This is a genomic window from Armatimonadota bacterium (assembly GCA_031460175.1).
GTDB classification, from domain to species: Bacteria; Sysuimicrobiota; Sysuimicrobiia; order Sysuimicrobiales; family Sysuimicrobiaceae; genus Sysuimicrobium; species Sysuimicrobium tengchongense.
In genome coordinates, this window is sequence record JAVKGW010000002.1 from 327605 (window position 1) to 347650 (window position 20046).

Sequence of the window (20046 nt, forward strand, 5' to 3'; positions counted from 1 at the left end):
CCTACCGCCTCCTCTCGAGAACCGCGCGCACCGCCTGCACCACCCCCTCGGAAGTGTACACCTCAGCGACCCCGTCCACCCGCAACCCCAACTCCCTGGCCGCCTCTGCGGTCACGGGACCGATGCACACCAGCCGGGTGCCCTCCGGGAGCCGTCCCCCTCCCAGCAAGGATACCAGGGCCCTCGCCGCGGAAGGGCTCGCGAGGGTCACCACATCCACCCCTTCCCGGATCGCCTCCCTCAGCCGGGGAGCCTCCTCCCAGGCCACCTCCGTCCGGTAGGCGGCCACCACCTCCACCTCCGCACCCCGCGCCCGCAGTCCTTCGGGCAGCACGTCCCGGGCCTCCTCCGCCCGGGGGATCAGGATCCGCACGCCTCGCAGTTCCTGGGCTGCGAAGGCCTTCACCAAGCCCTCCGCCCGATACTCGGATGGCTGGAACACTGCAGGGATGCCCAGCTGTTCCAGCCTTCGGGCGGTGGCGGGTCCGATGGCAGCGATGCGCACGCCCCGCAGGACTTCCAGGGAGATGTCCAGGTGGCGGAGCCGGCACTCCACTGCCCGGACCCCGTTCTGGCTCGTGAACACCACCCACTGGTAGGTTTCCAGCTGGCGCAAGGCCCGGTCCAGATCCTCCCAGGACGGAGGAGGGAGGATCCGGAGGAGGGGGATGTGCACCACCTCCAGGCCCAGGGCCCTCAGCCGCGCTCCGAGCTCAGAGCCCTGAGACGCGGGACGCGTCACTAGGACGCGAGGGTGGGCAGTCCTCCGCACACGGCCTCCGCGGCTTGCCGCCCCATCTCCTCCGCGGCCGCGATGGACCCCACGCGCTCCACGCGCACCACCCAGCTCCCATCCGGAGCCGCCACGAGGCCCCTGAGCCGCAGGACGCTTCCGGCTCCCTCCCAGGTGGCAAGCGCCGCGGCCGGGATCGCGCACCCGCCTCCCAACCCCCGCAAGAAGGCCCGCTCCGCGCTTACCGCCGCCCGGGTCAGAGGGTCGTCCAGGGGCTCGACCAGTCCGCGCACCCGGTGGTCGTCCTCCCTGACCTGGAGGGCGATCGCCCCCTGCCCCGGGGCCGGGAGCATCACCTCCGGGTCCAGGCGCTCCGCGATCTCCTCTTCCCAACCGCCCCGCACCAGTCCCGCCACGGCCAGGACGGCGGCGTCCACCTCCCCGGTCCGCACCTTCCGGATGCGGGTGTCCACGTTGCCCCGAAGCGGCACCACCTCCAGGTCCTTCCGGTAGATCCGGAGTTGGGCCGCCCGCCGGGGACTGCTGGTGCCCACCCGGGCTCCGGGGGGGAGTTGCGCGAGGGAAGGGGCGTGGGCCACGAGGGCGTCCCGGGGGTCCTCCCGGGGCGGGATGGCGGCGATCGCGAGGCCCGGGGTCGGGTCCGTGGGAAGGTCCTTGAGGCTGTGCACCGCGAGATCGACGGCGCCTTCCCGTAGGGCCTGCTCCAGCTCCGCCACGAAGAGGCCCGGACCCGAGGGATGCGCCAGAGGGCCTGCCCACCGGTCCCCGCGGGTCTGGATCACCACCACCTCGAACCTGACCCCAGGGTGCAGCCCGCGCAGGGCCGCTAAGACCGCCTCCGTTTGCCGGCGGCTGAGCAAACTCCCCCGGGTTCCCACGCGGACAGTGCTCAAGAGGTCGCCGCGTCCTCCAGATCCAGCAGGGCCCGGGCCGCGTCCACCAGCGCGGGGTCCCGTTCCGCCGCCATCGCCTTCAGGCGCACGATGGGCCGGTGCAGCAACCGGTTGACGGCGGTGCGGAGGGCCTGGCGCACCGCCTCCTGGTGCTCCGCGGGGAGGTGCGCCAGCTGCGGGCGGAGTCGGGCCCACTCCTCCTCCAAAATGGCGTCTGCCCGGTGTCGGAGGGCACGGATGAGGGGCACCACGTCGAGGGAACGGTACCAGGTCTCGAACTTCTCCGTCTCCTCCGCCAGGATCGCTTCCGCCCGCTCCACGTCCCCCAGACGCTCCCGGAGCACCCTTTGGCCCGCGGCCTGCAGGTCGTCGATGTCCACGAGGTGCACGCCGGGGAGGGAGCGCACCGCGGGGTCCACGTCCCGGGGGACCGCGATGTCCAGGATCAGGAGGGGAGCCGTACGCCTCCGCATCGCCTCCGCCACCAGGGACGCCTCCACCACCACGTGTGGGGCGCCCGTGGAGGTCACGAGGATGTCGGCTTCCCGGAGGGCGGAACCCAGCTCGTCGAACCGCACGGTCCGGGCCCCAAAGGCTGCGGCCAAGGCTTCTGCGTGCTCCAGGGTGCGGTTGCAGACCACCACCGCGGTGCACCCCGCTTCCACCAGGTTCCGGACCAGCAGGCGCGCCATCTCCCCGCTTCCCAGGACGAGAACCCGCCGCCCCCGAAGCTCCCCGCATGCCTCCCGGGCCACGGTGAGCGCGGCACCGGGTACGGACACCGCACCCCGGCCGATCCCCGTCTCGCGCCGCACCCTCCGGCCTGCGGCGATGGCCTGCCGGAACAGACGGCTCAGCACGGGGCCGATCCCGCCTCCCTGCTGGGCCAGGCGGAAGGCCTCCCGCACCTGGCCCAGGATCTGCGCCTCCCCCACGATCATGGAGTCCAGCCCTCCCGCCACCCGGAAGAGGTGCCGGGCGGCCTCCGCCCCGCGGTGCAGGTACACGTAAGGCCCGAAGGTCTCCCTGGGCACCCCGTGGTAGGCGGACCAGAAGGACAACACGGCCTCCCGGCCCGCTTCCCCATCCACCGCGACCACGTAGGCCTCCGTCCGGTTACAGGTGGAGAGCAGGGCAGCCTCCGCGATGCCCTTCTGCTGCCGGAGGAGGGCCACCGCGGAGGGGAGCTTGCCGGGCAGGAACGCCACCCGCTCCCGTACCTCCACGGGGGCCGTGTGATGGCTCAGACCGAGCGCGAGGAGATCCATCGCTCCTGGTGCGAGCATAGCCGCCCCGCGGCCGGACCGTCAAACCGCTAGAGCAGCTTGACCCCGTTGATCTGCAGCTTGAACTGGCACCCCAGGAACTCCGCGGCCCGACGGCAAAGGATCATGCGGGACAGGAAGATCTCGAAGTACTCCATCACGGGGGCCGCCTCCGTGTTGATGACGAGCTCCAGGGTGATCTCCCGGTTCCTCTCATCCACCCGCAGAAAGGAGTGCTCCACCGCGTAGTTCACCCGGTCGTGGATGTCGAAGGTGGTGGGGTCCGGGTTGCGTACCCGGGTGCGGTGCACGTCGGACTTGTCCGCGAGGATCACCGCGGCTCCCACGTTGCTCACGGGCTGCCCGTGGGACTCCTCGTGGTTGCCGATGGCGCTCATCACCACTGCCCGTTCCTCCGGTCCCATCCCCAACCGCGCGAGGATGCGGTCCGCCAGCATGGCCCCGACCTGCTCGTGGTTCTGGCGGCTCACGAGGTTCCCGATGTCGTGGAGGTAGCCCGCGATGGCCGCCAGCTCCGCGTCCCGCTCCGGATGCCCCAGTCGTTTGAGGATGTTGTACGCGATGCGGGCGGTGAGGTTCGCGTGCCGGAAGCCGTGCTCGGTGTAGCCCAGAACCCCCAGGGCCTCGTTTGCCTTGCCCACATAGGCTTCCACCTCCGGGTCCGCCTTTACCGTCTCCAGGGTGACCCGGAAAGGGGGAGCCGCAGGGGAGTGCGGGTCCCGGGGGCTTCCCACGGGTTCACGCATACAGCCCGCGCAGCCGGCGGGCCTCCACGATGCGCTCCACCCCAAGACAGTACGCCGCGGTCCGCAGATCCACCCCGAACCGCTCCGCGGTGGCGAGCACCGCCTGGAAGGCGCGCACCATGAACAGCTCCAGCCGGGCCCGGACCTCCTCCTCCGGCCAGAAGTACCCGTACCGGTCCTGTACCCACTCGAAGTAGCTCACCACCACCCCGCCCCCGTTCGCCAGCAGATCCGGGACGACGAGGACTCCCCGCCGGCGGAGGATCTCGTCCGCCTCCGGGGTGGTGGGCTCGTTCGCGCCCTCCACGATCACGGAGGCCCGGATGCGCTCCGCGTTCTCTGCGGTGATCTGGTGCTCGATGGCCGCGGGGATCAAGAGGTCGCAGGGGATCTCCAGGAGCTCCCGGTTGGAGATGGTGCGGGCCCCCGGGTAGCCCACCACGCTTCCCGTGTTGCGGGCGTACTCCTTCACCTGCTGCGGGACGAGCCCCTCCGGATGGTAGATCCCTCCCCGCACGTCGCTCACCGCCACCACCCGGGCCCCCGCCTCCTCGTGCAGCAGCCGGGCCGCGTGGTAGCCTACGTTCCCGAACCCCTGGACCACCACCCGGGCTCCCTCCAGGCGCAGGCCCCGGTGGGCGAAGGCCTCCCGGGCCACCACGAGCACCCCCCGACCCGCGGCTTCCTCGCGGCCCCTGGAACCACCGAGCGGAATGGGCTTCCCGGTCACGGTTCCGGGTTCCAGATAGCCTCGCTTCATGCAGATGGTGTCCATTACCCAAGCCATGACCTGGGGATTGGTGCCCACATCCGGGGCCGGGATGTCCTTGTCCGGCCCGATGATGTCGAAGATCTCCGCGGTGTACCGGCGGGTGAGCCGTTCCAGCTCCCGGTGGCTCAGGCGCGTTGGGTCGCACGCCACCCCACCCTTCCCCCCACCGAAGGGCACATCCACCACCGCGCACTTCAAGGACATGAGGGCCGCGAGGGCCATCATCTCCTCCAGGGTGACGTTTGGGTGGTAGCGTAACCCTCCCTTGCACGGGCCCCGGGCGGTGTCGTACTGTACCCGGTAGCCCACGAACACCTCCACCCGCCCATCGTCCATCTCCACGGGGAGGGAGACGATGACGCACCGGCGCGGGTGTTTGAGGGGCTTGGTGGTGGACTCGTCGTAGCCCAGCAGGTGGGCAGCCCGGTCAATCCACCGACAGACGGCCTCGAAGGGATTCTCCGGTTTCTGGGCCTGGATCACGAGCCCCATCCCTCACCCCTTTCGCTCTCCCGCCCGCTCCCGCTCCTTCTCCGGAGCCTCCGCCTTGCGGCCGCGCACAGATCCCACCGCGGAGCGATCCGCCCGGACCCGCACGTTGGGCGCGAGCTCCAGGGTGATCTCGTCCCCGTGGACGTCCACGATGGTCCCGTGCAGGCCCCCGACGGTGACCACCCGATCCCCCTTCTTGAGCTTCGCCAGCATCTCCCGCCGGCGCCGCTGCTGTTGCTGCTGGGGCCGGATGAGGAGGAAGTAGAAGACCGCGAGGAGCAGCGCCCAGAGGATCAGGGTATAGAGGACATTCGGCTGGCCCTGCGGGGCCTGCAGGAACATGGTCCCTCCTTATTCGCCCGACCTTCCCTCCCCATGGTACCACCCTTCTACCACCGGGTGGCGTACCGGGCGAGAACCCGCTCCCGCCACGCGGCGAAGGTCCCTTGCAGGATGGCCCCCCGGGCCTCCTCGACCCATCGCAGGAGGAAGGCCACATTGTGGTAGGTGGCCAGGATCGGGCCCAGCAGCTCGCCTGATTTGAAGAGGTGGCGCACGTAGGCGCGGGTGTGCCGCTGGCACACCCGGCAGGCACATTCGGGATCGAGCGGCCGGAAATCCGTGCGGAAGGGGCTGTTGCGGAGGTTGAGGCGGCCCTCTCGGGTGAACACCACCCCCGTGCGACCCACCCGGGTGGGGAGCACGCAGTCGAAGAGGTCCACGCCCCGGGCGATGGCCTCCACGATGCCCGGCGGAGAACCCACCCCCATGAGGTAGCGGGGGCGATCCTCCGGCAGGTGTCGTACCGTGTGCTCCAGGAGCTCGTACGTGAGGGAGAGGGGCTCGCCCACGGAGAGCCCACCGATCGCGTATCCCGGTAGGTCGAGGCTCACCGCGTGGGCCGCGGCCTGGGCCCGCAGGGCGGGACTGAAGCCGCCCTGCAGGATCCCGAAGAGGGCTTGGTCCGGGCGACGCCGAGCCGCCAACGCGCGCTCCAGCCAGTGCATGGTCCGGCGCAGCGCCTCCCTCGCTTCCTCCTCGTCCAGGGGATACCCGCTGCAAACGTCCAAGGGTGTGATGATGTCCGAGCCCAGAGCTTCCTGGATCTCCACCACCCGCTCGGGCGTGAGCTCGTGCAGACTCCCGTCGATGGGCGAGCGGAACACCACCCCCCGGTCCGTCACCCGCCGCAGGTGCGCCAGGCTCAGGACCTGGAACCCGCCGCTGTCCGTTAGGAGGGGGCCGCTCCAGCCCATGAAGGCGTGGAGACCCCCCGCCTGCTGGATGAGCTCCGGCCCGGGCCGGAGGTACAGGTGGAAGGTGTTCGCCAGCAACAGATCCGCCCCGAGGGACCGTAAGTCCCATACGGCCACGCCCCGCACCGCGGCGTTCGTGGCCACGGGCGCAAAGCAGGGCGTGCGGATGGGACCATGAGGGGTGTACAGAATCCCCGCCCGCGCCGCGCCGTCCCGCGCGAGGATCTCGAACCGAAACGGTTGGGCTCGGACGACCTGCACACCGCGCAGGAGTATACCGCGTATAATGGCGGGCGGGGAGCGTAACCGAAGGAGGGTTCCATGGCGGAGGAGGAACGCAAGCCCCGGACTCCACCCCAGGACGACGAGGCCGCAGCCCGCCGCCGGCAGCTCATCGAGGAGGCGAAGGCCCGGTGGGCGGCCAAGAAGGCCGCCGCGGAGGGAGCTGCAGCCCCGGGCAAGCCCCAGACGGAGCCGGGCCGGGAGGAGCGCGCCCCGGCCAGGGCCCGGCCGGAGGCGGCTCGGGCTCCGCGGGCGCAGCCGGCCGCGGCTCCTGCGGTAGAGGTGTTCGTGGCGAGCCAGAACCCGGGGGCCTCCCCCCTCTCGCCGCCGCAGAACCCCGTGCTGCGGGCCTTCGGTACCGTCAACCAGGCCATCGAGATCGAGGCGGACCCCAGCGAGGAGCAGAACCTCCGGAAGCTCCTGGGAGGCCTCGGCGCCTACCAGAACCCGCTCCGGCAAAACCGTTTCCAGCTGGACTACCGGTACTGGAGGGAGGCGAAAAGGCGGCTCGAGGCCGCGGGCTACCGGATCGAGCAGCGGGACTTCATGGGCCGCCCCCTGGACGAGTGGGACCCCCTGACCCGCGGGTGGGTGCGGGCGCGCCTGGAGTAGCTACAGGATCAGCATGGCATCCCCGAAGCTCCCGAACCGGTATCCCTCCACCAGGGCCTTCCGGTAGGCCTCCAGCACCCGCTCCCGTCCCGCGAACGCGCTCACGAGCACGAGGGGCGTGCTCCGGGGAAGGTGAAAGTTCGTGATGAGGGCGTCCACCGCCCGGAACCGGTAACCGGGATAGATGTAGAGGTCCGTCCACCCGCCTCCGGCCCGAACCGTGCCGTCCGACTGCGCGGCGGTCTCCAGGGCCCGCACCACCGTGGTGCCCACCGCCACCACCCGGCTCCTCCGGGCCTTCGCCTCGCGGATGGCTTCCGCGGTCCCGGGCGGGATCTCGTAGGGCTCTGCCTCCATGCGGTGCCGGGTCGGGTCTTCCGCGGTGATGAGCCGGAAGGTTCCGGGACCCACGTGGAGGGTCAAGAACACGTGGGGGATCCCGCGGGCGGAGAGGCGTTCCAAGAGCTCCCGGGTGAAGTGCAGACCCGCGGTAGGCGCGGCGAGGGCCCCCGGGGACCGGGCATAGACCGTCTGGTACGCCTCCGGATCCCGGGGCTGCTCCCGGATGTAGGGGGGAAGCGGCACCTCCCCCCACCTCTGGATGGCCTCTACGGGGGAGACGTCTCCTTCCAGGGCAACCCGCCAGCTGCCTCCCTCCCCCCGCTCCAGGAGCTCCGCCCGAAGGTGTCCTTCCGCGAGGACCACCCGGGTTCCCCTCCGGACCCGGCGGGCCCGCACCAGGGCCTGCCATGTACCTTCCGTTTCTTGCCACACCAGAAGGATCTCCACCCGCCCGCCCGTGCCTTCCTTGTGGCCCCGCAGGCGGGCTGGGATCACCCGGGTGTCGTTGAGCACCAGGAGGTCCCCCGGGGCCAGGAGTTCCGGGAGGTCCCGGAAGATCCGGTGCGCGAGGGTCCCGGTGCGCCGGTCCAGCACCAGAAGGCGCGCCGCGTCCCGGGGCTCCGCGGGCTGCTGGGCGATCCGGTCGGGGGGGAGCTCGTACTCGAAGTCGCTCAGGTGCATCCCCTCAGCGCGGCAGGAGCTCCACGCCCCGGTAGTAGTACCGGAGGATGCGGTCGAAGGAGGCACCCGCCAGGGCCATCCCCCGGGCCCCCCACTGGGAGAGGCCAACCCCGTGTCCCCACCCGCTCCCCTCGAAGACGGCGTTCTGGCCTTCCACCCGCACCGCGAACCGGGTGCTGAGCAGGACGTTGGGACCCAGGAGGGACCGGAGGCGGGTTCCCGCCAGCTCGATGGACTCGGAGCCCGAGACGATCCGGAGCAGGAAGGCCCGGCCGGATTCCGTGACGCGCAGGATCTCGATCCCCGTGATCCCCTGCACCGGGACGCCGCCCGCCCGCAGCCGGTCCTCCAGGTACCCGAGGGGCACCACCACCGTCCACCGCTGGTAAGGACTTTGCGCCACGTACGGATCCTCCACGCTGCGCAGGTAAGGGTAGGCCACGCCCCAAACGTGCTCGCTCGCCTCCGTCTGCCCGCCGGAGTCCGCGTGGTAAACCGCGTGGATGGGTTTCCCTCCGTGGAAGAGGAGGACCCCCCGGGTGGCGTCCACCGCGGCGTTCGTACGGGGATCCTCGAAGGTGGCTCCGCCGTAGAGCTGCACCTCCGTGGTGTCCCGCACATCGTACCCTTCCCGCCGGAAGCGCCCCAGGCTCGCGAAGGCCAGGGTCCGGGCCGCCACCGCCTGGGCCTTCAGGGCCTCCGAAGGCCAAGCGGGGTCCACCTCCAGCCGGAGCACCCCGTAGAGATAGCTCTCCAGGTCGAGCTCGTTCACCACCACCAGCCCCCGATCCGTCCGGCGGAGCTCCACCACTCCCCGGTAGGCCCGCTGCCGTTCCACCAGCCGGACGGGGACTCCCGTCTGGGCCCTCACCCGGAGGACGTCCCCGTACGTGCGGCCCGCCCCCTCGATCCCTCCGGGCACCGCCCGGAAGGTCCAGGGGCCGGGCGCGAGGTAATCCACCCGGTCCATCTGCACGTCCAGCACCTCGAGCACCGCCTCCGCGGCCAGGGTTGCTTGTGCCTGCCCCAGGAGGATTCCCACCCGGATCAGGGTTTGGGATTGGACAGGGAGGGAGGGTGGCGCGGCCACCAGCAGGAGACCGCCGACGAGGATCATCAAACGCCCGGGAGGCATTCGCACAGGCCGTGCCAACAGGAGTCCCCTCAGCGACGGGCCCAGAAGAGGAGGTTCAGGAGGAGCGTCAGGATCAGGCTCACCAGGAGACTCGTGACGAGGGGGAAGTAAAACGTGAAGCCATCCCGCTGGATGAGGATGTCGCCCGGAAGGCGCGGGAGAACCAGCCGGGGCAGGAGCGTCAAAGCAAGTCCCACCGCCACCAGCACGAGACCGAAGACCACCAGCAGCCGGCCCAGCTCCGTCATCCCGGGGAGGATTATAGCGGATTCACGCGGGGGCCGGTGATCGCCGGCGAAAGGACCGAGCCCCGAGTCCCAAGGAGGGAGCAGGCGGGAAGGGGACGGGCCTTCCCAGGTGGTAGCCCTGCGCGCAGTCCACCCCGAGCGCCCGCACCACCCGAAGGGTCTCCTCGTCCTCCACGCACTCCGCCATCACTAGACACCTCAGCCCGTGCCCCATCTCCACCACGGCACGGACCAGGTAGCGATCCCGCGGGTCCGTCCGCAGGTTCCGGACGAAGCTCCCGTCCACCTTCAAGGCATCCACCTCTAAGGAGCGCAGGTGGGCGATGGAGGAATAGCCCACGCCGAAGTCGTCCAAGGCCACGCCGCACCCCTCCTGCTGGAGGGCCCGGATCCACCGCACGGCCTGGGCAAGGTCGGACACCACGGTGGTCTCCGTGATCTCCACCACGAGCCGCCTCGCCTGCCGCGGGTGCGCTCTTAGCAACCGGACCGCCTGCTGCAACGCCCCTTCCTCCGCCAGGGTTCGGGCGGAGAAGTTCACGTGGAGCCGGGCGGGGAACCGCTTCAACCACTCCACCGCCTGCCGCAGTACCCACAGATCCATCTCCGCCACCAGGCCCGTGCGCTCCGCCGCGGGCAGGAACTCCCCCGGCAGGATCACCTCCTGCGCCTCCACCAAGCGCAGGAGCAGTTCCCACCGGTCCACTCGGCCCGTCCGGAGGTCCCGGATGGGCTGGCCCACCAGGAGGAACCCACCGCGATCCAGGGCCCTGCGCAGGCGATCCTCCCAGCGGTCCACGGCTTTGAGATCGGCCGCGGGACGGGCGAGCCGGACCCCACCCCGGAGCTTGGACTCGTGCAAGGCGGCTTCCGCGGCAGCCAGGAGGGTCTCCCCCTCGGCCCTCCGGCCGGATACCGCCACCCCGCAGCTCACGGAGATCTGCACGCCACGGCCTTCCACCGGGAGGGGAGCGCCGCGCAACCTCCGCACCAGCCGCTCCGCCGCTTGCCGGGCCTGCCGGGCCCCCACGGGGAAGAGCAGGACCCCGAACTCGTCCCCACCCACCCGCGCGAGGAGGTCGCCCGCCCGCAGGGACTCGCGGAGGAGGCGGGCCACGGCCTGGAGCACCTGATCCGCAGCCCGTTGCCCGATCCGCTCGTTCACCTCCTGGAAGTGATCCAGGTCCAGGAGGATCACCGCACATCCCACCCGTGAACCCGCCTTGGCCAGCACCCGGTCCAGCTCCTCCCGGAATCGCCTCCGGTTCAGCAGTCCCGTCAGGGGATCGTGCCCCCACAGGAAGGCCAGCTGCTCCTCCAGGGCCTTGCGACGGGTGATGTCCACCACGCTGCCCTCGTAGTACGCGGGACGTCCCCCGGGGCCCAGCACGACCTGGGCTGAACCCAGAACCCAGATGCGTCCTCCGTCGGCCCGCACCCACTGGACCTCAAACCCTTCCACCCTGCCGTGCCGACGCAAAGCCTCCTGCCACCGCCGGTAATCCCGGGGGTTCGCGTAGGCGGTCCGGACGTCCCAGGCCGTGAGGGCCTCCGTTGAGGGATGGCCTAGGATCTCCGCAAACGCCCGGTTCGCCCGCAGCAGCCGACCCTCCTGGGTGGAACGGTACAGACCCACGGGCACCCGCTCGAAGAGATCCCGGAAGGCCTGGTACTCCAGGATCCGCTCCACAGCCACGGCCACCACCCGGCCCCACAACTCCGCGGCGCGGAGGTGGGAGGGCTTGAGTTCCCTTCGGGAACGGAAGTCCACCGCCAAGGTCCCGGTGACCTGCCCGCCCGCGGCCAAGGGGATCAGGAGCACGGAGCGGACCCCGGCTTCCCAGGCCTCCGGAGATCTCCGGAAGGGAAGGGCTGGATCGCCCAGATCCTCCACGAAGCACGGGGCGTCCTGGTGCGCGGCCCAGGCCACGCAGCTGTCCTCAGGGGGATCCAGGGAAACGCTGGTCCGGTACGGGCACGCCCCGTCCTCCCAGACCTCCGCCACGTGCTGGAGGAAGGTCCGGGAAGGATCCGCGACGAACAGGTGCATCCCGTCCGGATCCAGGAGGCGCTGGAAAGAGGGTCGAACCGCCTCCAGGAGCGCCTCCCAGGACTTCGCCTCCAGGAGCCTCCGGGCCATCCCCGCGGTCTCCTCCAGCTCCTCCTCCACCGCCTGCCGCTCCATGGCCACCCCCAGCAGACGGCTCGTGAGCATCAGGGCGGAGATCTCCTCCTGGCTCCACGTCCGGGGCCGGCGGCACTCGTCAAAGCCCAGAAATCCCCACCACCGGCCCTCCGCGAAGATGGGCACGGCCACGATGGAGACGATCTCCTGAGGCTCCAGGACCGCCCGCTCCGCGGGCGGGAAGTCCCGCACGAGGCCGAAAACCGGCTCGCCCCGGGACATCCGCTCCACCCACCTCGCAAATCCCCCCTCGATCCACGGGAAGTCCTGGAGATCCGGGTTCGCGATCTGCGGGGGGATACCGGGCGCCGCCCACTCGTATCGCTGGCTCGTGCGCAGCTCCCCACGCGGGCCCGGGTGGTTCTCGAACACGTAAACCCGGCTGACCCCCGTGGCCTCGCCGAGCACCGCCAGCACCTCGCCGACGGCCCGATTCCACGGCCGGTACAGGAGCAGCCGCTCCGCCACCCGCACCGCCGCGCGGAGGATCTCCTCCGCGCGGGCGCTCTGTCTCATCCCGAGCGGATGCTAGTAAGCAAACGCCATGCCATTCCCAGGGGTCGGCCCGCACGGATCCCCCGTGACGCCCGCGAACTCCACCCGGTTCCCGCCGCCACTCTTGGCCCGGTACAGGGCCTCATCCGCCCGGCTCAGGAGTTCCTGAGCCGTCCCCCCGTCCCCGGGAAACCGGGCGGCTCCCACGCTCAGGGTGATCCGCCTTGCGGACTCCCCGTCGGCCAGGCGGAGGGAAGCCACCGCGTTCCGGATCCGCTCCAGGACCTGGAGGGCATCCTGCGGGGCGATGTCCACGAGCACCACCGCGAACTCATCGCCCCCGTAGCGGGCCACGAGGTCGCCCCTGCGCACGCTTGCCCGCATGGCCGCGGCCGCCAGCCGGAGCACGTGGTCCCCGGCCAGGTGCCCGTGCGTGTCGTTGTACTGCTTGAAGCCGTCCAGGTCCATCATGGCCACCACCAGGGACTTCCCACTCCTCCGGGCGCGCTCCACCTCCAGGGTCAGCTGCTCCTCGAGGTACCGCCGGTTGAAGGCGTCCGTGAGGGGATCCCGGAGGGCCATCTCCGCCAGGCGCTGGTTCGCCTCCCGCAATTGCTCGGTGAGCCCCCGTACTTCCAGACGCCGGGCCCGCACCCGCTCGGAGACCATGGCAAGGATCCACGCGGAGACCCCCACGTTGAGCACCGGGAGGAGCTCCCGCACCCCCGTGGTTCCGGGCAGGTGGATCGCCCACGCCAGGTACATCCCGCCCATCGCCGCCGTGAGCCCCAACGCCGGGAGAAAGCGCACGTACCCCGAGGCCATGGCGAGGGCCGCCAGCCACCCGTGGATGAGGAGCCACCGGGCCGCGGGAGCGAGGAGCATCTGGAGGTTGAGGAGGACGATGGTGAAGGCGAGGGGGACGTACACCCAGTGCCGATCCCAGGGAAAGAGGACTCGGTGGAGGCCCGTGCGGGCCAGGCCGTAGAGGGCCGCAATCCCCCCACCTCCCAACCCCGCCACGCCCACCAAGGCGAGATCCGAGAAGGAGGCCAAACCTACGTGCCGGATCAGGAGGAGGATTACGAAGCCCGAGAGGTGCCCGATCCCCGAGAGGGCGATCTGCCGGGCCTGGATCGAGCGGCGCCGCCTCTCCTCATCCTGCTCCACCCGCGTTTCCATGGCATCGCTCTCTGGACCCAGCAAGCAAGGAATGTGCCACAGGATCCCGGATGGAAAAGGGTTGCTGGGAGAAGGGGCCTAGACCCCCAGATAGCGCTGCCGCACGTCCTGCGCCTCCCGGAGCTCCGCCGGGGTCCCCTGGAAGACGATGGTCCCCTTGCTCATGACGTACACGGCGTCCGCCACCCGGAGGGCGAGGGGGAGGTTCTGCTCCACGAGCAGGATGGACAGCCCCTCCGCCTTCAGAGCCTGCAGGGTATGCCCCAGTTCCTGCGCGAGCTTGGGGGCCAGACCTTCCGAGGGCTCGTCCAGGAGGAGGAGGAGGGGGTTGGTCATCAGGGCCCGGCCGATGGCCAGCATCTGCTGCTCGCCTCCACTGAGCCGGTTCCCCCGATGGAACCTCCGTTCCCACAGGGAGGGGAACAACCGGTAGATCCGTTCCAGGGTCCACCCGCTCCTCGTTCCCTCCCGCGCGGCCACCCGCAGGTTCTCCTCCACCGTGAGGGAAGGAAAGATCCGCCGCCCCTGGGGGACAAGCCCGATGCCCTTTTGGGCGATCTCGTGGGAGGGCTTGTGGGTGATGTCCTCTCCCCGGAACCGGATCCGTCCCCTCCGGGGAGGGTTGAACCCGATGACGCTCCGGATGAGGGTGGTCTTGCCCACGCCGTTGCGTCCCAGCACCGCCACCGTCTGTCCCTCGGCCACCCTCAGACTCACCCCCTGGAGGACGTAGCTCTCCCCGTAGTACGTGTGGATCTCCTCCACCTCCAGCACTGCTACACTTCCTCCTCTCCCAGGTAGATGGCCTGGACCTCCGGGTTCCGCCGGATCTCCTCCACGGTGCCCTCCGCGAGGATCCTCCCGAGGTGCATGACCGTGATGCGCTGGGCGACGGCGAACGCCACGTCCATGTCGTGCTCGATGAGCAGCACGGTGATGGCAGGATCCAGGGCCTGCAGCAGCTCCACCACCCGCTGGGTCTCCGCGGGCGACAGGCCCGCGGTGGGTTCGTCCAGCAGGAGCAGCCGGGGATTCCCGGCCAGGGCCAGCACGATCTCCAGCTCCCGCTGTTCCCCGTAGGAGAGGCTTGCCGCCGGCCAGTCCCGCTTCTCCCAGAGCCCGAAGGTCTCCAGCAGCTCCTGGGCCTTGGCCCACGTCTCCCGATGCGAACGGGTGGGCCGGAACGGGTCGTACTGCTCGCGCCGCAGGCCCCACAGTGCCAGGAGCACGTTCTCCAGGACGGTGAGGCTCAAGAAGACGTTCGTCACCTGGTACGTGCGTCCGATCCCCAGGGCCGTCCGCCGATGCGCGGGGAGATGCGTGACCTCCCTCCCGTGCCACCAGATCCGGCCATGGGTGGGGCGGACCTCCCCGCTCAGGAGGTGGAAGAGGGTGGTCTTGCCCGCCCCGTTCGGGCCGATGATGACCCGGCGCTCCCCCTCCTCCACCCGCAGGTTCACCCCGTCCACCGCGCGCAGTCCACCGTATGCCTTGGAGAGGCCCTCCGTGCGGAGGACGATTCCCGCCACGCCGCCCGGCCTCCTAGCTCCCCTTCTCCCCCACCGCGGGCGCCCGTTTCCACGCCTCCCGGGGTCTTTGCATCCGCCTCGCCCACGCCGCGGCCAGCGGAGGATACAGACCCGCCGGCGCATAGCGCACCACGAGGACGTACCCGATGCCCAACAGGGCGGCCCAGTATTCCGTGTAGCCGCTGATCCAGTGCTTCACGAGGGTCACCACGAAAGCTCCCAGGGCCGGCCCCAGGAACGTCCCGGGTCCCCCCACGAGGACCATCACGAGCCCTTCTGCGGAGGTGAGGATGTGCAGCTCCGTGGGGCCCACGAACCCGTTGTGGTAGGCGAGGAGGGCCCCTGCCAAGCCCGCCATCATGCCGCTGCCCACGAGCGCGAGGAACTTGTGGAGCTGCGTGTTGTATCCCAGGGTCCGCATCCGGTTCTCGTTTTCCCGGATCCCCTGGAGCACGAGCCCGAAGCTGGATTGCCCCACCCGGCGCAGGAGAATCAGGCAACCCAGGAACACCAGGAGAAGGAGATAGTACTCGGAGGTGCCCCCGAGGGACGGGAGGACCTCTCCCAGGCGTGGCACGCCCGTAAGCCCGTCGTCCCCGCCCGTGAAGGAGCGCCACTTCACCGCCCCTCCCCAAAGCATCATGGAGATGGCGAGGAAGGCCATGAGGGACACGATTCCGCGGGTGCGGAGGACGGCGGGAGCGATCACGGTCGCCAGGATCCCCGCCGCCAGCATCCCGCTGAGGGTGCCGAGAAGCATATTCTGTATCCCGAGCCGCGCCCCCAGGAGCCCCGCGGTGTACGCGCCCATCCCCCAGAACGCCGCGTGCCCCAGGGACTCGATCCCCGCATACCCGTAGAGGAGATCCAGGCTCATGGCGAAGATGGCGTAGAGGAAGGTGAGGCTCAGGAGGGTCCGCTGGTACTCGGAGAGGACCCACGGCAAGAGCAAGAAGAGCACAACTCCCCCCAGCTGCAGAAGGCGCGGAGGAGCGTTCCGAACCATACCCTGGTTCCTACCGCTCCACGAGCCCGCCCGGCCGCAGCATGAGGGCGGCCACCATCACCGCGAACAGGCTGAAGGTGGAGATCTCCGGCCAGTTCCCCGTGAGCACCGTCTCCAGCACGCCCACCAGGAGCGCCCCGAGATACGTCCCCGCCACACTCCCCACCCCTCCCACCACCACCACCACGAGGGCAGCCACCAGCATCTCCACATCCATCCCGGGGCCCACTCCCGTGATGATCCCTCCCACCACACCTCCCAGGCCCGCAAGCCCTGAGGCGATCCCGAACACCCACCGCTTGATCCGCACCACGTCAATCCCGAGCCCTCGTGCCATCTCCTCGTCGTCCACCGCGGCCCGGACCAGGGCCCCCCAGTGGGTCCGCTCCACCACCCACCAGAGGATCCCCGCGATCGCCCCGCCCAGCCCCACCAGGACCAGCCGGTACGCGGGGACGACCGCCCCGCCGAGCGTCACCGCACCCTGCGCCCACCTCGGCGCCGCCACCAGGGTGGGAATCCCCCCCCACACGAACCGGAAGAGGTCCATGGCCACGAACAGCACCCCCACCGTGAGCAGCACCTGGGCCAGAAGTGTCCGGGCCCAGGGCCGCCGAAGGAGCTCGAAGATCGCAAAGCCTCCTGCGGTGCTGGCCAGGATCCCGCACATCGCCCCCGCCCCCCAGCTCCCCGTGGCCCGGGCCACGCTCACCGCCAGGTACCCGCCCAGAAGGTAGAGGGAGCCGTGCGCGAGGTTGGCGATGCGCAGCACGCCGATCCCCACGCTCAGCCCCACCGCCACCAGGAAGAGGACGCTGCCGTAGACGAGCCCGTTCAGCGCCTGTAGCCCGTAGGCGGAGATCACCGCCTCCACCACTGCCACACGTCCACCTGCGCCACCTGCCCGATCCGATCAATGGGGACGTTCAGCAGCTGGCCCTCGCGGCGCTCCACCCGCACCACGTACAGGTCGAAGATCCGCTGGTTGTACCGGTCCAGGCGGAGGGGACCCGCGGGCGTGACGATCTTGGGAGCCTCCCGGCGCATGGCCCGGGCGAGCTCCTCCCTGCGGCTCGTGTCCCCCCGCATGGCCTGCAGGCCCGCGAGGATGAGCTTCCCGGCCGTGTATCCGCTCTCCTCATAGGAGAAGGGCAGCCGCCCGTACCGCTGCCGGAAGGCCTGCACGAACCTCCGGCTCTCCGGGGTCTCCAGGACCGGCGTGTACGGGGTGACGGTGATGACCCCCAGTGCGGAGTCCCCCGCCTCGCTCACGTACGCCTCATCGGACATGGGCCTCCCGCCGTACAGGGGAAGCCGGGCCTTCCATCCGAAGGCGTCGTACTGCTTCAGGAACCGGATGGCATCCACTCCGGCAAACCACGCGTACACCGCGTCCGCCCCCTCCATGTTCGCGGGCGTGAGGAAGGGCGCGAAGTCCACGGTGCCCACCCGCACGAAGATCTTCCGGAGGACGCGGCCGCCTGCGGCCCGCACGCCCGCCTCGAACGCCCCGATCCCGTCGTGCCCCGCCGCCACGTCGAAGCCGATGGCCACGAGGTTCCGGTGCCCGCGCTTGTTCACCACCCACCGCCCGAGGGGGAAGCTATTCTGGTCGCTGGTGTCCACGAGCCGGAACATCCGGGGCGTTGCCCGCTCCGGGGTCATCAGAAGCCGGGTGGTGGGCACCGGGATGACCCAGATGACGTCCCGCGTGCGCAGGTAGTCCGCCAAAGCGAGCGCCACGTGACTCCACACCGGCCCCACGAGGAAATCCACCTGCCGCTCCTCCACCAGGCGCCGGACCTTGCTCAGCGCCACCGTGGGGCTCCCTTCATCGTCCTCCCGGAAGAGCTCGAAGCTCCTTCCCGCTACCCGGCCTCCGACTTCCTCCAGGGCGAGCCGCAGCCCGTCCTCCACCCCCCGGGACTGGACGGGCTGGCTCGCATAGGTCAAGGGAAGCCCGATGCGGATGGGAGCCGGCTGAGGAAGTCCCGGCAAGCTCAGGAAGAGGAGCATGGAGAGGAGGAGGACCCCTATCCCTCCCATGCGCAGGACTCGCATGTCCTCACCCCCTTCTCCAGAATCCATACTTCCCCAGCGGAATCCGCCGGGGAGGTGCTTCATAGCGCCACGATCTACCATACCACGCCCACGGAACCCCAGCCAGCAGCCCCGGGAGCTGCCCCCCCACCACCGTATCTACTGCCGGGCCACCATCGCCCGGCACTGCCGGGCGGATCCCGCGAAAGGAGCGGCGGCCATAGTGACCCGGATCTCCATCTGCACGTGGGCTCCACGCTGGGCTTCCGGGAACCCCCGTTGGGCTCGCCCCACACTAGGATGAGCTCCGTCCCTGGCTGGCTGTAGGGCTCCTCCACAGTGGCCAAGGAGACCGCCACGGTCTCCTTGTGAGGTGTACCCGGGCCACCTGCCGAACCCCACCACCTCCCCCGGCGGTTTAACACGGCATCATAGTGCCACATGGCGTACTGGGCCGCGGGCATATCGATGAACTTCGCCCGCTGGCCCAGGGGCTTCGGCCCTGGCTGCGCCGCGCGGACGGTCGCTCCCTCGCCCGCCTACCTTCCCGCCTCAGAAGGCCGGACGCGGCCACGGCCGAAACGCACCGACCCACGCGGCCTTGGAATCCGGGCCCGACCGGATCGACGGGGGCGCCGGATCCGCAGGACATCCGGTGATCTTACTTTATCTCCTCGCGGGATTGTGGACGTCGCCCCTGGTAGAGGTCAAAATCTCCGAGTGGGCAAGGGATGCCCGCAGCCTGAAAACCTTCCCGGACGAGTACCCGGATATGACGGACGGCGGCCCCTTGACGTGCACCGGCGGGCAGATCCTGCCCCTCACCCGCCGGGTTCCGGCAGTGCCCCGGTGGGCCGTGCGCTGAAGGATCTGTCCAGGACCCGATGAAAGCCCGCGTCATGGCAGGATCACCCCTCGGTTCCTTGCCGGTAGGCGGAGGGCCGGGTCCGGGATGGACCACCCTGAACGGCTCTAGCCTGTCCTGTTTCGCATTCGTGTTGACAGTACAGGAGGGCCATGTGACGAATCCTTCCCGCTGGAAACCAACCCCTTCCGGGTTGACGGGGAGGACCGCCCATGACCCTCGCCGACAGTGTACACGCCTTCCGGCTCCGTGTGATCGCCCGGGCCCAGGCCCTGAGGAACGTCAGCCAGGCCGCTCGAGGAGTTCGGGATCTCCCGCACGCTGTTCTACCGCTGGCGCCGTCGCTACCTGGCCTACGGGCCGGATGGTTTGCATCCCCGCCGTCAGGGTCCCAGGCGGGGTCGGCCACCCACCCTGACCGCGCAGGAGGAGCGCGCCATCCTGGCGCTCGCCCTCGCCTGGCCGACATGGGGGCCGGCCCGATTGGCCGACATGTGGCGCGACCGGAGCAGGGCGGGCTGCGGGTGGCCCCGACGACGATCTACCGCCTGCTGCGCCTGCTGTGGGCTGCAAACCCGCTGGGAACGCCTGGCCGTGCTCGAGATCCACAGTGCCCAGAGTGTGGGGTTGTTGACCGACCGGACCCGTCGCTCAAGTGGCGCATCAGGCCCGGCACATCGCGGCGCGCCGTCCCGGCGAAGTGGTCTGTGTCGATACGTTCTACATCGGCAAGCTCAAGGGGGTCGGCAAAGTCTGGCAGTACACCGCCTGCGATGCGGCATGCTCGTATGCCATCGCCGAGGTGTCGACCGAGTTCTCGGCCCGGGCGGCAGCCCGCTTCCTGACCAGGCGAGTCGAGCCGACCTATCGGGGCGCGGGCTGGGTCATAGAGCGGGTCCTGACCGATCAGGGCAGCGAGTACCGGGGGGCGTTCGATCAGGCCTGTCGGGCGCTGGGGATCCAGCACACGCGGACCCAACCCCGCCATGCCTGGACCAACGGCTTCGTCGAGCGCCTGCAAGGCACCATCCTGAGCGAGCTGTGGCGCCTGGAGTTCCGCCGGCGCTTCTTTACCCGCGTGGCGACCATGCAGGACGCTCTGGATCGCTACCTGACGTTCTACAATCACCACCGTCCCCACCTGGGGTATCGGACCCGAGGTCGTACCCCTGGCGAGCTCTTCATGCACCACAAGGAGGTCTCCTCATGAGTAAGGTGTCAACACCCTTCCGGAACTTGACAGCC

The 20046-nt window shown here is 70.1% G+C and carries 19 protein-coding genes; 2 read left to right on the forward strand and 17 right to left on the reverse strand.

Annotated elements, in window-relative coordinates:
- Nucleotide 1 precedes the first annotated feature (1 nt).
- The 7 genes from QN206_04345 to tgt are packed head-to-tail and all read right to left on the reverse strand — an operon-like array spanning nucleotide 2 to nucleotide 6460.
- Nucleotides 2–772, reverse strand: a complete 771-nt coding sequence (locus tag QN206_04345; protein ID MDR7614034.1) for a uroporphyrinogen-III synthase — start codon at nucleotides 770–772, stop codon at nucleotides 2–4.
- The gene (gene hemC / locus QN206_04350) at nucleotides 742–1647 is read right to left on the reverse strand and encodes a hydroxymethylbilane synthase (protein ID MDR7614035.1); all 906 of its coding nucleotides are present in this window, start codon (nucleotides 1645–1647) and stop codon (nucleotides 742–744) included. The genes QN206_04345 and hemC overlap by 31 nt, the downstream gene beginning before the upstream one ends.
- A complete protein-coding gene (locus QN206_04355; GenBank protein MDR7614036.1) occupies nucleotides 1644–2915 on the reverse strand; it encodes a glutamyl-tRNA reductase in 1272 nt (423 codons plus the stop codon). Before QN206_04355 ends, hemC begins: the two co-directional genes overlap by 4 nt.
- Before the next feature lie 47 nt (nucleotides 2916–2962).
- Nucleotides 2963–3679 (reverse strand): HD domain-containing protein, encoded by a 717-nt coding sequence (locus QN206_04360; protein MDR7614037.1) that lies wholly within the window; start codon nucleotides 3677–3679, stop codon nucleotides 2963–2965.
- Nucleotides 3672–4943 carry a Glu/Leu/Phe/Val dehydrogenase gene (locus QN206_04365; GenBank protein MDR7614038.1) on the reverse strand — a complete coding sequence of 424 codons (1272 nt, stop codon included), beginning with the start codon at nucleotides 4941–4943 and terminating at the stop codon, nucleotides 3672–3674. Before QN206_04365 ends, QN206_04360 begins: the two co-directional genes overlap by 8 nt.
- A gap of 3 nt (nucleotides 4944–4946) precedes the next feature.
- Nucleotides 4947–5285, reverse strand: coding sequence for a preprotein translocase subunit YajC (gene yajC / locus QN206_04370; GenBank protein ID MDR7614039.1), 339 nt, complete (start codon nucleotides 5283–5285; stop codon nucleotides 4947–4949).
- A gap of 47 nt (nucleotides 5286–5332) precedes the next feature.
- Nucleotides 5333–6460, reverse strand: a complete 1128-nt coding sequence (gene tgt, locus QN206_04375; GenBank protein MDR7614040.1) for a tRNA guanosine(34) transglycosylase Tgt — start codon at nucleotides 6458–6460, stop codon at nucleotides 5333–5335.
- Between the two features lie 60 nt (nucleotides 6461–6520).
- Here tgt and QN206_04380 point away from each other — a divergent pair, with 60 nt between their 5' ends.
- Nucleotides 6521–7093 carry a hypothetical protein gene (locus tag QN206_04380; protein ID MDR7614041.1) on the forward strand — a complete coding sequence of 191 codons (573 nt, stop codon included), beginning with the start codon at nucleotides 6521–6523 and terminating at the stop codon, nucleotides 7091–7093.
- Here QN206_04380 and queA read toward each other — a convergent pair whose 3' ends face one another.
- From queA to QN206_04430, 10 genes are all read right to left on the reverse strand, one after another.
- Nucleotides 7094–8116 (reverse strand): tRNA preQ1(34) S-adenosylmethionine ribosyltransferase-isomerase QueA, encoded by a 1023-nt coding sequence (gene queA, locus QN206_04385; protein MDR7614042.1) that lies wholly within the window; start codon nucleotides 8114–8116, stop codon nucleotides 7094–7096.
- A 4-nt stretch (nucleotides 8117–8120) separates the two neighbouring features.
- On the reverse strand, nucleotides 8121–9233 hold the full coding sequence (locus tag QN206_04390; protein ID MDR7614043.1) for a SpoIID/LytB domain-containing protein: 1113 nt from the start codon (nucleotides 9231–9233) through the stop codon (nucleotides 8121–8123).
- 47 nt (nucleotides 9234–9280) lie between these two features.
- Nucleotides 9281–9499, reverse strand: a complete 219-nt coding sequence (locus QN206_04395; protein ID MDR7614044.1) for a DUF2905 family protein — start codon at nucleotides 9497–9499, stop codon at nucleotides 9281–9283.
- A 22-nt stretch (nucleotides 9500–9521) separates the two neighbouring features.
- A complete protein-coding gene (locus QN206_04400; GenBank protein MDR7614045.1) occupies nucleotides 9522–12200 on the reverse strand; it encodes an EAL domain-containing protein in 2679 nt (892 codons plus the stop codon).
- Between the two features lie 12 nt (nucleotides 12201–12212).
- Nucleotides 12213–13361, reverse strand: a complete 1149-nt coding sequence (locus QN206_04405; GenBank protein MDR7614046.1) for a GGDEF domain-containing protein — start codon at nucleotides 13359–13361, stop codon at nucleotides 12213–12215.
- 78 nt (nucleotides 13362–13439) lie between these two features.
- Nucleotides 13440–14135 carry an ABC transporter ATP-binding protein gene (locus tag QN206_04410; GenBank protein ID MDR7614047.1) on the reverse strand — a complete coding sequence of 232 codons (696 nt, stop codon included), beginning with the start codon at nucleotides 14133–14135 and terminating at the stop codon, nucleotides 13440–13442.
- A 2-nt stretch (nucleotides 14136–14137) separates the two neighbouring features.
- Nucleotides 14138–14890, reverse strand: coding sequence for an ABC transporter ATP-binding protein (locus QN206_04415; protein MDR7614048.1), 753 nt, complete (start codon nucleotides 14888–14890; stop codon nucleotides 14138–14140).
- 13 nt (nucleotides 14891–14903) lie between these two features.
- Nucleotides 14904–15896 (reverse strand): branched-chain amino acid ABC transporter permease, encoded by a 993-nt coding sequence (locus QN206_04420; protein MDR7614049.1) that lies wholly within the window; start codon nucleotides 15894–15896, stop codon nucleotides 14904–14906.
- A gap of 10 nt (nucleotides 15897–15906) precedes the next feature.
- A complete protein-coding gene (locus QN206_04425; GenBank protein MDR7614050.1) occupies nucleotides 15907–16779 on the reverse strand; it encodes a branched-chain amino acid ABC transporter permease in 873 nt (290 codons plus the stop codon).
- Entirely contained in the window at nucleotides 16758–17957 is a 1200-nt protein-coding gene (locus tag QN206_04430; GenBank protein MDR7614051.1) for an ABC transporter substrate-binding protein, read from the reverse strand. Before QN206_04430 ends, QN206_04425 begins: the two co-directional genes overlap by 22 nt.
- Nucleotides 17958–19456: 1499 nt before the next feature.
- Between QN206_04430 and QN206_04435 the strand changes: the two genes are divergently transcribed.
- Nucleotides 19457–20011 (forward strand): DDE-type integrase/transposase/recombinase, encoded by a 555-nt coding sequence (locus QN206_04435; protein MDR7614052.1) that lies wholly within the window; start codon nucleotides 19457–19459, stop codon nucleotides 20009–20011.
- The last annotated feature ends 35 nt before the right edge of the window (nucleotides 20012–20046 follow it).

Bases quoted from the DNA above. Each gene is read 5' to 3' on its own strand.
- QN206_04355 (MDR7614036.1), bottom strand. From the start codon at position 2,915: ATGGATCTCCTCGCGCTCGGTCTGAGCCATCACACGGCCCCCGTGGAG.
- QN206_04360 (MDR7614037.1), bottom strand. From the start codon at position 3,679: ATGCGTGAACCCGTGGGAAGCCCCCGGGACCCGCACTCCCCTGCGGCT.
- QN206_04365 (MDR7614038.1), bottom strand. From the start codon at position 4,943: ATGGGGCTCGTGATCCAGGCCCAGAAACCGGAGAATCCCTTCGAGGCC.
- yajC (MDR7614039.1), bottom strand. From the start codon at position 5,285: ATGTTCCTGCAGGCCCCGCAGGGCCAGCCGAATGTCCTCTATACCCTG.
- QN206_04380 (MDR7614041.1), top strand. From the start codon at position 6,521: ATGGCGGAGGAGGAACGCAAGCCCCGGACTCCACCCCAGGACGACGAG.
- queA (MDR7614042.1), bottom strand. From the start codon at position 8,116: ATGCACCTGAGCGACTTCGAGTACGAGCTCCCCCCCGACCGGATCGCC.
- QN206_04390 (MDR7614043.1), bottom strand. From the start codon at position 9,233: ATGATCCTCGTCGGCGGTCTCCTGCTGGTGGCCGCGCCACCCTCCCTC.
- QN206_04395 (MDR7614044.1), bottom strand. From the start codon at position 9,499: ATGACGGAGCTGGGCCGGCTGCTGGTGGTCTTCGGTCTCGTGCTGGTG.
- QN206_04400 (MDR7614045.1), bottom strand. From the start codon at position 12,200: ATGAGACAGAGCGCCCGCGCGGAGGAGATCCTCCGCGCGGCGGTGCGG.
- QN206_04405 (MDR7614046.1), bottom strand. From the start codon at position 13,361: ATGGAAACGCGGGTGGAGCAGGATGAGGAGAGGCGGCGCCGCTCGATC.
- QN206_04420 (MDR7614049.1), bottom strand. From the start codon at position 15,896: ATGGTTCGGAACGCTCCTCCGCGCCTTCTGCAGCTGGGGGGAGTTGTG.
- QN206_04430 (MDR7614051.1), bottom strand. From the start codon at position 17,957: ATGCGAGTCCTGCGCATGGGAGGGATAGGGGTCCTCCTCCTCTCCATG.